Source organism: Dactylosporangium sp. NPDC000555, assembly GCF_040300025.1.
Classification (GTDB): domain Bacteria; phylum Actinomycetota; class Actinomycetes; order Mycobacteriales; family Micromonosporaceae; genus Dactylosporangium.
In genome coordinates, this window is the sequence record NZ_JBEPDB010000021.1 from 88,999 (window position 1) to 103,642 (window position 14,644).

A 14,644-nucleotide genomic window follows, 5' to 3' on the forward strand; every position below is an offset into this window, starting at 1 on the left:
CGAACCAGAGCTGTCCAGACCCTGACCTTTCAAGGTCTGTAACCAACTCTCCATCAAACCCGGGGCTCGACAATGGCCCTGCGCTCACCGCACCTGGCGCAACTCCCGGTGCTTGAAGTCGTCACACAACGCCGCCGAGTTCGCGCCGCTACTCACTCCACGGAACGTCTTCGAGATCCGAGAAGAACACTCGGAACACCGGACAGGGACCAACGTCATTCACTGGGTTGAACATCATCTCTTGAGCGACCTGCTCAGCATTGAGTATCAGGAATCCGCTGGCCTTGATGATGCTGATGACGACGCCTAGGCGGGCATTGCCCGCCGGGGCTTCGGTGACGAAATCGGCCGCCTTCAGATAAAGCTCTCCGTCGCGGGCCGCCCGATGCACACAGGCCACCGGACCCACGATCGAGAGCAACACCATCCAGCGCTCGTTTCCGATCTGCACCGCGTACCGGAAAGCGACGTCATCGTGCCAGTCGGACAGTTCCTCGACGCGGTCGACGGAGCGTCCGATGCTCTCAACCGTGGCAGCATACGGCTGCCGGGCGACCGTGTCCCGCACGAAGTGGAACGTAGGGTTCAGCAGATCCCCGTAGCTGCGGCGAGCGCACTCGTGAAGGGCCACCAGCCCGCACAGGTCATCCCCATGGAGTGCCATGAAGCCCTTTCCTACCCATCGTGACGCGAACCTTGCTTTGCACCCGGCCATTGATTGATCCAACCCGATACGGAAGTCGCAAGATGCGTTCGCCACCCGCACCCCCCCGTCGCCCTTCCGAACGTGTATGCCAAGCGGGAATGAACTCGGGCAAACTTTTCTCCGCCCCTCCATTCCGAAGTTGACTTCCCGACCTTGAGGCGGTTTATGTATTGGGGAGTTCCACGCAGATGCCCGGCTTGCTTCTGCAAGTTGATGTTACCACTGTCTTTCCAACGCTTGATGGCCCCCCGAATCATGCCGCCGCAGTTGTGCACAAGGACCGGCTCCGCCGACGCATCGGCGGCGACATAGTACGTGTGCAGTTCGTCGACTGTCAGGTCGTTCATATGCTTGGCGCCACCGAACGAATAGACCTGGACGACCTCTTTGCTTCCACCACCCGCGGTCGACAGAAACTCCCCTGCGACGAGGTCTTCGGCGTCAACCCAGTCCTGCCTGGTCAGACTCCAGAACGGGTGATGGCGGGTGGTGTGGACGACGGCATCCGCACCTCCGTTCCGCAGGGTCACATCGGTGAGGTCGGTGTCGACGTTGTCGTGGAAGGCGGTGACCATTCGAGCCACCGTCTCCCCGGTCTCGGGATCCGTTGTGGAGACCATGTCACCGATCGTCACCTCACCGATCGGTTTGCGGCTCCCATCCGCCATCAAGACCAGCGTCGCCGGGTCAAAACTGTGCAACTTGCAGGACCGGGCCGTCTTGAAAGCAAACGTTGACGACTTTGCGCTCCGAGCGGCTCTCACCGCTCCGACCGCCAGCCTTGCGCCCTTGACTGCGGCGCCAGCGCCGACGACTGCGGCGGCGGCGCCGGCGACGGCCCAGGCGGCTTCTTTCCAGTTGCCGGTGGCGACGTAGGCGACGGCGGAGACGACGCCGGCTATGGTGCCGATCGGGCCGGGGATCATCGACGCGTACGAGGCGACGACGGCGACTTTGTTCAGGGCCTTCTTGATGCTGCCCCAGCCGAACTTGCCGTCCAGGTCCGAGCAGTTGACGGCATCGCCGGAGCAGTAGTCGTAGGCGTTGGAGTTGCCGCCCGGCACCGGGTCGACCTGGAGGAAGCGGCCCAGCGACGGGGAGTACAGCCGGACGCCCATCAAGATGATGCCGCCCAACGCTTCACCGGAGCGTTGCTTGCCGCCCAGCCAGCCGTACCGGCGATCCGATGACGAGTCCTGGGCCATGCCGAACTCGTCGTAGCTGTACGCCTCGGGCGTCGTGAGCGCGGTGTCGATCGACATAGCCACGTCGCCGTGCAGGTTGGTCAGTTGCAGGCGGACGTCGCCCGTGGCCGAGGTTGTGGCGATCAGGTCGGCATCGGGGCCGGACACGTTGCGGGTGATCGAGCCGAGGCTGGTGTCCTCGACGATCCAGCGGGGTTCGTCGGAGTCGTCGCCGTAGTGGTTGAGCTTCGACGACGCGTTGGTCCAGGTGCCGCCGACCAGTTTCGAGGTGGTGTAGCTACGGAAGCGGTGTGCCGGGTCGAGGGTCCAGTTCTGCTTGGTGTCGTCGAGTACCTGCTGCGCGACGAGGTCATTGGTGTAGTAGGTGTTGGTCAGACCGCCCGGGGTGGTGGTGATTCGGCCGAACGCGTCGTGGACGTAGCCGGCGTCCATGATCCGGTCAGCGGTGTCGTAGGTATGTCCCTCCTCCGTATCGGCGGTGTCGGTCTGGCAACCGGAGAACGTCTTCTTCGAGGTCCGGTTGGTGCGGCTGTCGTAAGCGTAGGTGCGGGTCGCGCACGCCGAGATGGACAGCTGCTGGGTGCTGGTCAACCGGCCGAGGGTGTCGTAGCCGTAGGTCTTCGAGCCGCCGGTATAGGTGTGGTTGATCCACTGCCCGGCGGTGTTCTCCACAATCGATTCGGCATAGATGACCGTGCCGTCGCTGTCGCGCTTGTACACTCGCCCGACGGGAGCGAAGTTGGCGTCGAGGGTGTCGGTGCGGGTGATCCCGCCGGGGTACTTGACCTCGGTCAGCTGACCGTCCGGGGAGTACTTGGCGTTGAACGTGCCGGCGACCGAGTCGGTCACCGACGTGACCATGCCGCGCGGTTCCATGTTGCGGTCGTAGGTGTACGTTGTCCAGCCGGTGTTGTCCGAGACCCTAGTCGCCTTGCCGAACCGGTCGAACTGGCTCTGCGTCGTACCGCCGTCGGCGTCGGTGTAGGTGACGACCCGGCCGAGCTGGTCGTACTCGCGGGTGATGACCGACGTGCCGACCGTGGTCTTCCACGGGTTGCCGGTCGCCGCGTCGTACTCGGTCAGCACCGGATCCTGCGCGATCGACCCGTCGTCGGAGGTGATCACCACGCTGGTGACCCGGTCCGCGCCGTTGTACGTCGTGGTCGTGCGGCGGGTCTTGCCGTTCGACGTCTCCGACACCTTCGACGGGTCACCGAACCGGCTGTACTCCTCGACCCGCTTCACCGGCAACGTGGTCGTGGCCCGGGCCGGATCGTGCCCGGTCACCGCCCCCGCTGCCCGGGTCACGCATGGCGACCCAGCCCATTCCGGCCGGTTCCCGCACGCCGCGTCGGTACTGTTGGTCCCGGCCGTGTAGTAGATCGTCTCCGTCGCGCGGGCATCGGCGCCGTTCGAGCCGATGCCCCACGACTTGAGTACCCGGCCGGCGCTGTCGTAGACGGTGTACGCGGTACCGGCATCGGTCGTGGTCGACGTGTCCTTCTTCAGCACCCAGCCGGAGGTGGTGCCCGGTTGCGGGTCGTAGCCGGTGTGCACGACGCGCACGTCGGCGTCAGGGTAGCCAGCCACGGCCCCACCGGAGCGTTCGGTCGTCTCCAGATGGTAGGTGGCGCCGTCGGGCTTGCCCTCGTCGTAGAGGTGGGTGGCGTGTCCGCGGGCGATGACCTGGGTGCCCGGCGCCAGTGTGGGCAGGGCACCGGTCGGATCGACCAGCTGCCGTTCCAGGGCCACCTTCACTACTGGGCCGGTGGTTTCCAGGAGGTCGAGGCCGTCGGGGCTGTACCGGTTCGTGGTGGCCAGCAGGGCGGCGCGTTGTGCGGTGTCCGCCGGCAGGTTCAGCTCGGCGACGCGGGTGGCCGCGTCGGGTAGCAGCCCCAGGGCGAGGTCCCGGTTGGTCGCCTCCAACGACCAGATGACGTTGCCGTACTCATCGTAGGACTGGGAGTCGATGTAGTTGCCCGGTGCGGCGGTGTTGATCGCCTGTCCGGAGGCGTTGAGGTAGGTGATGTTCGCCAGCCCGTAGCCGCCGGTGCCGGGTGCGCTCTGGGTGGCGACATTGACGGTGGGCACGGACTCGGGGCCGAATACGGCGGTAGCGTCGGTGGGTAGGTCCTTCTGGCCCCAGGTGGAGATCGCCGCCGCGTTGAGGTCGTGCGGGCCGCCGGCCGCTTTCGTCAACGGCACGCCGTAGACGACCGTCGTGGCCACCTCGCCGTCGAGCTGGTCCTTGGAGCCGGCAACCAGCGCCGCCCGCCGGACCTTCAACAGCCGGCCGGCGTTGGTGTCACCAGCGATTGTCCCGTAGTCGAACATCCACGGCAGCTGCCCGGCGGTGCCGACCTTGGTGACTCGTCCGGCGCTGTCGTACTCGTAGGTAGTCTTCAGCGGTGGGGACAGCCGCGGGTCCCAGACCTCGCGCAGCCGGCCTTGATCGTCGTAGGCGTAGTTCGCGACCTCGACCGCGGTCTCGGCGCCGGTGCCGCCGTTCGCGGTTGGATCCCAGGACCAGATCTTGATCGCCCGGACCCTGTCGATGACGTTGCCGAAGGTCGTCGTAGTCGCCGTCGTCGCGGTGGCGTAGTCGTACTCGAGGACCTCGCAGCCACGCGCCGGGATGGTGGTGGTGCAGTCCCCGAGGCCGGGCTGCACGGCGTTGATGATTCGCTTGGGCAGGCTGCGGTTGTCGGTGGTGTCATACAGGTAGCGGGTGCTGGAGTTCTGTTCCGGTGTCCACGTCGCGGTCACGACGAAGCCATCGCCCTGCTTGGTGAACTCGGTGACCGTGCCGTCCAGATCGCTGAGCCGGTAGGTCAGGCTGTCCACTGCGGTCAGGGTGAGATCTTCAGCGCCCGGCTCCGGGTAGAACTGGCCGGACAGGCTGCGGGCGAAGGTGAGCGGGCTGCCCGTCGTGGTGCTGATTTCGGCGAGCTCGGCCGAGGGGAATCGCAGCGCGGTGTAGTCCACGTCGGCGACGCCGCCGCCGGTGCCGCCGCGCCACTGCGGCCCGAACGGGGCGATGACTTCCCGCAGCGACAGGTTGTCCCAGTAGACGATCTTACCGGTGCCGAACTCGAAACCGTTGTACAGGCGGAAGAACGCCTCGGTGGCGCCGGCCGGGATGTCCAGATCGACGGTCAGCTCCTGCCAGGCGTCGACCCAGCCAGCCTTGACCGAGGAGACCTCCCGGTATACCCCGCCGCTGTCCTTGTAGAACCCGACGATGCGCAGCCCCCGGCTGTGGACCGGATTGAGTCCGGTGGCGGCCGGTACGTAGATCCAGCCGGTGAGCCGGTACCGGTGTGCGGGCTTCATGTTCAGTCGCAGCGCGCCTTGGTCGGCGCCCACGGCGGCGAACGTGTCGCCCGCGGCGGCGCCCGGCGGGGTGGTCGCGGCGGGGGTGACCGCTAGCGAGTCGGTGCTGGAGCCTTGGCCCCGCGTCGTGGAGCGGGCCAGCAGGGCGGTGTTGGTGACGAACGGCACGCCGTCGCCGGGCGGACTCCACCCCGAACCGACCTGGACTGCGTTGTTCCAACTGGTGCCGTAACTGGTGTATCCGTAGAGGTTGCCGCCCTCCATCTGCACCAGGTCGGCCTTGCCATCCCCGGAGTAGTCACCGAGTTTGGTGTTGTCCCACTGCGCCTGGCTCCACCCCGAACCCACCACCACCGCGTTGTTCCAGCCGCTGCCGTAACTGGTGTACCCGTAGAGGGTGCCGCCCTCCATCTGCACCAAGTCGGCCTTACCATCCCCGGAGTAGTCACCCAGCCTGGTGTTGTCCCACTGCGCCTGGCTCCACCCCGAGCCCACCACCACCGCGTTGTTCCAACCAGCGCCGTTGCTGGTGTAGCCGTAGAGGGTGCCGCCCTCCATCTGCACCAGATCGGCCTTACCATCCCCGGAGTAGTCACCCAGCCTGGTGTTGTCCCACTGCGCCTGGCTCCACCCCGAGCCCACCACCACCGCGTTGTTCCAACCAGCGCCGTTGCTGGTGTAGCCGTAGAGGGTGCCGCCCTCCATCTGCACCAGATCGGCCTTACCATCCCCGGAGTAGTCACCCAGCCTGGTGTTGTCCCACTGCGCCTGGCTCCACCCCGAGCCAACCTGGAACGGATCGTTCCAGCTGCTGCCGTAGCTGGTGTAGCCGTAAAGATAGCCGCCCTCCATCTTCACCAGGTCGGCTTTGCCGTCGCCGGAGTAGTCGCCGAACCGGGTGTTGTACCAGACGCCGGAGTACCGGTTCGGATCCGCCAGGATCTGTTGCTGGTTACTGCTGAGTCGTTCACCTTGCGGCAGCCAGCCGTCGCTGGGCTTCCGGGACGAGGCCGTCCGGTCAACCGACAACCCGAACTCGTCGGCGTCGGTGGATGACTGCGAGGCATCGCCGGTGAGCAGGTTGACGCTGGCGGGACCAACGGTTGTGGCAGCGGCGCCGTCACCGTCCGGGTCGACCGTGGCGGTGACCCATTGGGTGTTGTAGCCGTTGGTCGCGTCGGTGCTGGTGTAGAGCACCGCCCGGACCTGCACCACACCACCCGTCGCGCCGAGCGTGTCGACCGCGTTCCAGATGGCGTTGCCGCCGAGGTCCGACAGGGTCACCGGGTACGCCGCTACCGCCGAACCATCGGCCTTACGCAGGTGCACCAGCGGCACGTCATACTCCGCGCCGCCCGGCCCCCGCCGGTACTGGAAAGTAGCCCTGGTATAGGTCGAGTCGCCATCGATGGCCAGCTTCATCCGGGCCACCGCGGTGGCGCCCGGCGCCGGCAACCGCAGACCCGCCCGACCAACGTTGAACACATAGGTGTTGGGGTCGGACAGGTTTCCGGCCCGGTCCTTGGCCCGCACGGTCAGGGTTCGCCGGCCCTCCTCGGTGGGCGTGACGGTCACCGTGCTCGCGCCGGTCGCGGTCAGCGTCGTCGCGGCCGTCTGCGTGTCCAGCTGGTACACCCAGGCGGCCACGTCAGTGGTGCCCGACGGCGGGGTGAACGTGAACTGGCCATCCTGCCCGGCCCCGCCATGGCCCCAGGTGTTGTCCATGCTGGTCGACGGATACAGCGTCGAGGACACCAACGGCACACCCGGCTTAATGGTATCCACCGTGAACTCGCAGAACCCGGTCCACGGGCCGTACCCGATTCCGTCATAGCTGCGCGCCCGGAACCCGTACGATCCGCCCTCGGACAACTGCCCGGCCGGTACGGTCACTGACGCCACCGTGCCGGCCGGCGTGGAGGCGCTGCCGCTGCCGACGATCGTGCCACCGGAGTGGTACCACTCGAACGTCGTCGTCAGCTGGCTACCCTCGTCGTCACCGGTCGCCGCGTTCAGTCGCGGGGTGGCCGTGTTGATGTACGGGCGCCCGGCCCCGTACACGCATGGCGTCGTCGGCGACGTGGAGATCGACGGCGGGTACGGGTACGAGTTGTAGGTGATGTCCAGGCGCGGGTTCGGGTCGAACCTCTTCCAGTACGCGTTGTCGGTCTCGTTCTGCGCCCTCAGCATGAAGGTGATCGCGGTATAGCCGTTGTTCTGGTTGTCCTGCACCGCGTTGGTGACATCCCAGCTCAGATCACCGGCCGGACACGACGATGCCCCACCGATGCCGCCCGGCGACCAACCCTTCGCCACGTTCAGGTTGCCAACCCACCAATTGCTGGCAGGCTGGGTGTTCCAGGTGACGTTGCTGTTCACCCACGCAGTACGGTGCAGCTCCACCTCGCGCGCCGTGCAACTCCACGCCCAGACCTCCCTGATCCGGAAGGTCGCGGACAGGATCTGCTTGCCCGTGCCCATCGGCTCCAGGTTCATGTTCCAAAACGAGCGCCTCTTGAACCCGCCCGAGTTGGATGTGCCCACCGGCGCCCAGTCCGCCACGTTGTAGTAGCTGTGGTTCGGCGCCGAGGAATCGACGTAATTCCAGCCGTACATGTACGCGGTGAACCCCGGATCGATCGTCACCGGATACGCGGTGGCCGGGTCCTCCAGCAGCGCCCGGTCCGGGGTGACCGCCAGCACCCCGCCGGCATACGTCACGCCCATGGCGACCCGCCGCCCCGTCGGCAGATCGGCCAACCTAGCCCCGTCCGCCCCCACAGCTGGCCTAGCGCTGGCGTCGTTCGCCTTCGTCTCCGTGTCGTCCCACATCTGCGCGGTCGACATGGCAAACACCGCTGACCCCTTGCCATCAAGCACCTGCAGCGCACCGCCGGCCTGCATACCCACCGACCCGCCGGTGACCTTCATCGGGAAGCGCAGCGCCCGCAGCGCAGGATCCGCAGCCGCCTCACGCCGCTTCACCACCAACCGCTGGGAAAACCCGTCAACCTTCGCCACCACCACAAGGTCCACGCCAGGTAGCACATCCGCATACGTGGCAACGTTGCCGGCCAGGCTAGGCCTGGGCAACGCCCCCAACGGCGACCCGAGCTCGATGCCAACCTCGCCCTGCACGGTCCGCGCCAGAACCGCGTCGTTACCACCAGACAACCGCAACTCCACCGCGGCCGCCTTAGCCACCACGGCCCCGTCGGCAGCGAACACCAACGTGGCGTCGACCGGAGTCCACTTACCGTCCTGCTTGACCCGTACCGGCCGGCGGTACTGCTCCACCACCGACGTACCATCCGGGTTGACGAACACCTGATCGGTCTCCGTGGTGTCCCCGCTGACCTGGATGCGTTTCTTACACAGCCGCGCCGTCACCAAGGCCGACACCGCATCCTGCCGCTCATCCGGACACGACGGTGCCGGCGCCTTCGCCGGCGGCGCCGCAACCGCCGTCGCAGGAGGTTCCACCGCCTGCGCCAAGGACGCGACCAACGCCAGCGACACCACAGACGCCAACGTGCGCAGCCCACGCCGGCGCGCGCCCGAGTTGACCGAAATGAACACTCGTGAACGCCATGCAGCCGGCATCGCAACTCCCCGCAGTCACCGGACAGGAACGCACTGTGGTCGAGAGAGTAGTGCACCCATCAGTGCAAACAAGACGACGAACGCCACCACAAGGACAAACGCACAGCTAATAGGCTGCGTGACTTGCATCACAACCCTAGGTTTGCGTCGGCCCGCCTCAACTACTACCGGCATTGGAGACAGTCCACGTCCAACGCCACCTTGCCGTGGACGGCCATCGCCAGGGACAGGCCACGCCGTCGTCACGCACCAGCCTGAGTCGCACCCCACGACCTGACCGGCCGTCTGCAGCCGACCGGTCGGCCATCGGCACTCAAACGACCGACACCCCTCGTCCAGTCCCACACCAGCTCAATGATCTCCAGGCCCCTCCTGGCCCAGCCTCACTGGCTTGTCTCGTGAGACACGCGAATTCTGGAGAACACAACAACTGTTTCGGAGCATGCGTCCGAGCAGGTCAGCGGCAGTGGCGACACCTGCTCGACGTTGCCCCCGACCGGTTCGCCGCCGCCGAAGCCGAAGAGGAACAGCTGCGCGCCCGGCTCGGCGATGTGGCGATCCTCCGGGAACGGCGCAACGGCGTCAGCCGGCCCCTGCCACTGCGGGAGATCCGACGCCGCGCCACCGCCATCCCGGCATCCGGGGACGGCGATAAGGCGACACCGAACCGGAACCCGCAACCGCCCAACGGGCACGCCTCCACTGCCACGTGAGGTGACAGGGTGCGCCGCCCTCTCGCGGACGCGATCCAGCGCCATCCGCATTGCCGGGGCCTGGAGATCACAGTGGCGGTCGGAGACGACCGCCACTGAGGGTCCCAAAGGTCAGCCCACCCGAACCGGGGACAGCAAGCCCCCAGCGCGGAACATCTTGGCACCCACGTCTCGCTCCGCTCGACGCCAAGATCTTCCTTCTGGAAGCTTGCGGCCCCGGCCCAGGGCGGGCTCTGACCGGCCCCGTCAGCGCGGCACACCGACGCCTCCGGGATCACCCCGAACCCGGCGCCACAGCAGGTGAGCCGCACCCGCAACGCCCGATGGGAGCCCACCGCATGTCCTCCACCGCAGGCAACGAGCGCAACGACGCCACCAAGCACGCCGCCGGCACCACCCCGCACGTCGCCCAGGCCACGGAAGCGCCGAATATTATCATCCAGGTGCTACCCGCCCGCGACGGGTTGCGTGCCGAGACTGGCAACTCATTCTCAATATTCCGATCGCGGCCCAACCAGGTACCTGATGTGGTCTACCTCGAGCATCTGGACCACGCCGAGTATTTTTCGGCCCCAAGCGCAACCGACCCATATAAGGTCCACATGGACGCTGTCGGCGTCGCTGCAAAGCAACCGAGACAGACCGTCGCGGTGCTTGAACAGATCGCGCGTGGCGAAGAGCTTTAGTAGAACAGCAGAACTAGTAGGGCAGCCGCACTTGAGGGATTTTGGCTGGTAGCCGGCTTGTGTGGGGGCGATGATCATAGAGGCAGCCGCCCCACGATGATCAAGTTGTGACGCAAGACAACCATGAGGCGGCTGTGGCTGCCATGGTAGAGGGTGCCCTCGCAGTGGAGAACCTGGCCGTGCTGCATCGACGGCTACGACCGCATTTCCGGCGGTTGGAACCATTCGAGCAGGGGGGGAAGTATGTGACCGCGCTGGTCAGTGACCTGCCACGGAAGAACGGTTGGACGATCGCGGAACACGCCGGCGATGCCTGCCCGGACCCGACCCAGCGGTTGCTGAACCACGCTGTCTGGGACCACGATGCGGCGATGGCGACGATCCGCGGGTTCGTGGTCGAGGCGTTGCGGGGTCAGCCCCTGGTCGTGGCGGCGTTGGACGAGTCCGGGCAGGAGAAGAACGGTGCGGCGACGGCTGGGGTGCCGCGGCAGTACATGGGCTGCGCCGGGCGGGTCGCGAATGGGGTGAACACGGTGTACTGCTCCTACGCCACCCCGGGCGGGCATGCCTTGGTAGGTGCCCGGATCTACGTGCCCGCCGACCAGCTCGCCGACCCGGATCGCCGGGCCGCGTTGGGGATCGGGCAGGAGACCGGGTTCCGGTCCAAACCGCAGCTGGCCGTGGACATTTTGCGGGACATGGTCACCGACGCCACGATGCCCGGATGGTGCGCTGGTGACGAGGTCTACGGCCGCTCCACCGAACTGCGCAGCTTCTGCGAGGACAACGGGATCGGCTATGTGCTGCGGGTCGGTCGGGCGTTCCACGCAGACCTGGCCGCCGGTGTCCGGCTACGCGCCGACGCGGTGGTGGACACGGTGCTGTCCACGCAGGACAGCTGGCAGGTCCGTGCGGTACCCGGGTCCAAGGGCGACCGGCGTTACGCCTGGGCGTGGGTCGCGACCGCCAGCCCGCACCATTTCCTGTTGCTGCGCAAGCATCTGCAGACCGGGGAGGTCGCCTACCACTACTGCCACGTCCCGCCCGGCCGGCAGGTCCCGCTGACGACCTTGGTACGGGTGGCGTGTCTACGCTGGCCAGTCGAGGAGGACTTCGAGTTCGGCAAGGACCACTTCGGCCTCGACCATTCCCAGGTCCGGCTCTACACCGCCCTCGCACGGCACCTGGTGCTGAGCATGGCCGCCCTCGCGGTCTGCGCGGTCACCGCAGCACAGGCGAAGACCCGTGCGCCAGCACCGATCCTTCCCAGCAGCGCCGACGAGAACCCACCCAAGGACGCCGGCCTGATCGCGTTCACCGTCGCGGAGATCAAACGACTGTTCATCCTGATCACCCGCCGGCCACACACCGACGCGCACCACCTGCACTGGACCTGGTGGCGACGACGCCACCAAGCCCGCGCCCGATGGTTCCACCACCGCACCCGACTCGCCCGACAAGCCACAACATAATCACGCCGATAAGTGCGGCTGCCCTACTAGCAGTCTAGCTAGGTGATCTCACCCGCCCTGACCGCCTCCACAAAGGCCAGTCACCCCGTATAACCCCAGCTCAATCCGCCATCTGCCGGACACGCAATGGCCCTGGCTTCGGGGAAGCCGGCCTCGCCGGTCCGGTCGCTGATTCGCACGATTTACTCGATGTTGTTGGCGGCTTGCGGCACCCCGATGGCGAGGGCTTGGATGTGCAGGGGTATGGCCGCGGTGTTGTCGGCAGTTGCGGCCCGCAGGTTGGCGAGTTGACTCACACCGGTTGCGAGGCCAGCTTGGTTGCTGAGCCACTCGTTGGTGGTGAGGGATTGTTGGTAGCGGCGTTCGGTCCCGGCGTAGTCCGGCGGGCCTGGGCGAGGATGTCGCGTTGGGGGTAGCCCGGTCGGGATCCCAGCGGCCGATGCGCTCGAGGTGGGGCCGCATTACGAGGGCCTTGAGCTACGAACGTATCAAGTAATCAACTGAACCCCAACCATGTGCGGGCGGGGAGGCGTTTGAGAGGGTATGGACGAGGATCGGTATCCGGGCTTCCGGGACTTCGTGTCCGGGCGCGGGCCGGCGCTGTGGCGGGCGGCGTACCTGCTGACGGGGGACCACCATGCCGCCGAGGACCTGGTGCAGACCGCGCTGTCGCGGGTGCTGCGGCACTGGGGGCGGGCGCGGCACGGGGACCCGGAGGCTTACGTGCGGCGGACCATGTACCACCTACAGATGTCGTGGTGGCGGCGTCGGCGGGTGCCGGAGCAGCTGGCCGCGACGCCGCCCGAGCAAGCCGGGACAGACCCGCACGCCGGCACCGCGCTGCGCATGACGCTGGACCGGGCGCTGGCCGTGCTGAGTCCCCGGCAGCGCGCGGTACTGGTGCTGCGGTTCTACGAGGACCTGTCCGAGATACAGGCGGCGCAGGTTCTCGGTCTTTCGGTGGGATCCGTGAAGCGGCACGCGCACGACGGGCTCGCCCGACTCCGGGCCGCGGCCCCCCACCTGGTCGACCACGCGGAGCGAGTCACGGGAGGCTGGCGATGACGGCCCGGCTGCGGGAGACGATGCACGCGAGCGCCGAGAGCGTCGCGCCATACGATCTCTACGCCGGCGCGCTAGCCAAGGCGCGGCGGCACCGGCGGCGGCGGCAGTGGGTCGCGGCGGCGACGGCGACCACGGTCCTGGCGCTGCTCGCCGTCATCGCCCCGCCGCTGGCCCGGACGGCGCCGGCCCCGGTGGCCCCCGTCGACCCGTCCATCCCCCCGACGCCATCGCTGCCGGCGAAGATCGGCGCACCGCTGTGGGGCACGCCGGAGGTGACCGACGATCCCATCGGCCCGGCCAGCGTGGCCTTCGGTTCGGGCCAGTGGTGGTGGGGCGAGAGCACCGGCGTCACGGCACTGGTCGGTTCGAGCACGGATTCGTACGGCATCGTCCGGAGCAACTATGCGACGCGGGCCGGCGAGCACGTCCTGCTGTCCCCGGACGGCGCGCTGCTGGCCACCAAGGACGGAGTGGCGGACCTGCGTACCGGTACGGTCACGAAGCTGCCCGACCTCGACGCGCCCCTGGCGATTCCGCAGGCCTGGTCCGCCGACCGGCGGTACCTGGCGGTGGTCGCCTACAAGACCACGTGGATCACCCTATCCAACGGGGTGCAAACGATCGCCGCGGCCACGGCGACGCTGCATATGGTCGAGGTGTCGACCGGCCACCACCTCAAGATCGCCGAACTTCCGACGGTGGGCAACTACGACGGCTGGACGGCGGCGTTCGCGCAGACGGGCGGCGGCCTCCTGGCGTACCAGTCGGAGAATCAGATCTCCGTCGTGACGCCCGGCGGCGGGCTGGTGAGCCGCTTCGATGTGGACCCCGGCGTCCGCCTGGCCGGCAAGGGCGCGTGGACCCCCGACGGCGGGGGCCTGATGCTGCTGCGCCAGCGCCAGTGTTGCGTTACCGATGCCTACGAGTCCCGCTGGAAACTGTTCGCGGTCGACGCGCAGACCGGGAAGCCCCGGGCCACGCCGGCCGTGCCCGAACTGCCGGAGCTGGCCGCCGTACGCCTGCTGGGTTGGACGAAAGCCGGCGAGCCGGTCATTACCGCCTTGTATCCTGAGCCGGGCGCCGCTGTCGTCGGCTTCGGCGCCCGCGACCGGACGCTGTCCTTCTCCAGCAGCCACCCGGCCGACTACTCGCGCGTGCGCTCCGCCCGCGTGGTGGCCCTGGCCGAGGACGGCATCCAGCGCGTCCTGGTCCGCGGCTCGGACGAGGACGTGCTGTCCATCGACGTCGCCGAGGCCGCCATCGCGAGCGGCCTGATGCGGCCTGGCCACCCACCGACGGGGCTCGGGCCGTACCTGCGCTGGGCCCTGATGATCCTTGCCGGTGGAGCCGTCCTGGTCCTCGCCGCCGTGATCCTGCTGGTCATACGTATAGGCGGCCGACGGCGACGACGACCGCGCTCCCCGCTATCTCGACCCTCTCCACCGCCCCGTTGACGACGGTGGCGGTGGCCTGGATGGTCGACGGGCGCCCCATCTCCACGCCCTGGCGGCGGTGATGGTGGCGCCCTGCGGGGATGCGGCCGTGGCGGCCCAGGGTGCAGGGCGAGCAGGCCGGCCACACCAGGCCATTGCGTAGTCGCGGGGGAAGTCGTTGGCCTGGGTCGATGTGGCAGTCCGGGGTGGTGTGAGGCGGGTGTGGTCGCCTCGATGATCATGGAGTTGCTGAGGCCCACACGACTCCGAGCAAGGACCACACCCGCTGATGCCATCTTCGCTGATCGACGCTGTCCGCCTTGACCCGACCTGCGGTATCGACCTACCGGCTGCTGTGCAGCACAACGAACAGCGGGATCTGCTGCGGGCGCTGGCCGCGGTGCCCGACCCTCGGCACCGCCGCGGGG

At 67.6% G+C, this 14,644-nt stretch carries 6 protein-coding genes; 4 read left to right on the forward strand and 2 right to left on the reverse strand.

Going from position 1 to position 14,644, the window contains the following annotated elements; genetic code table 11:
- Positions 1-148 precede the first annotated feature (148 nt).
- Positions 149-568 (reverse strand): hypothetical protein, encoded by a 420-nt coding sequence (locus tag ABT297_RS16090; RefSeq protein ID WP_350549484.1) that lies wholly within the window; start codon positions 566-568, stop codon positions 149-151.
- A 107-nt stretch (positions 569-675) separates the two neighbouring features.
- Positions 676-8,634 (reverse strand): DNRLRE domain-containing protein, encoded by a 7,959-nt coding sequence (locus tag ABT297_RS16095; protein ID WP_350549486.1) that lies wholly within the window; start codon positions 8,632-8,634, stop codon positions 676-678.
- Between the two features lie 1,264 nt (positions 8,635-9,898).
- Between ABT297_RS16095 and ABT297_RS16100 the strand changes: the two genes are divergently transcribed.
- The 4 genes from ABT297_RS16100 (at position 9,899) to ABT297_RS16115 (ending at position 14,237) form a co-directional block, all read left to right on the forward strand.
- Positions 9,899-10,246, forward strand: coding sequence for a Scr1 family TA system antitoxin-like transcriptional regulator (locus ABT297_RS16100; protein ID WP_350549489.1), 348 nt, complete (start codon positions 9,899-9,901; stop codon positions 10,244-10,246).
- Positions 10,247-10,389: 143 nt separating this feature from the next.
- Positions 10,390-11,718: an IS701 family transposase gene (locus tag ABT297_RS16105; protein WP_350549503.1), complete on the forward strand. Its 1,329-nt coding sequence runs from the start codon at positions 10,390-10,392 to the stop codon at positions 11,716-11,718.
- A gap of 543 nt (positions 11,719-12,261) precedes the next feature.
- Positions 12,262-12,783: a SigE family RNA polymerase sigma factor gene (locus tag ABT297_RS16110; protein ID WP_350549491.1), complete on the forward strand. Its 522-nt coding sequence runs from the start codon at positions 12,262-12,264 to the stop codon at positions 12,781-12,783.
- Complete coding sequence (locus ABT297_RS16115) at positions 12,780-14,237, forward strand: hypothetical protein (protein ID WP_350549493.1); 1,458 nt, start codon at positions 12,780-12,782, stop codon at positions 14,235-14,237. Before ABT297_RS16110 ends, ABT297_RS16115 begins: the two co-directional genes overlap by 4 nt.
- Positions 14,238-14,644: the final 407 nt, after the last annotated feature.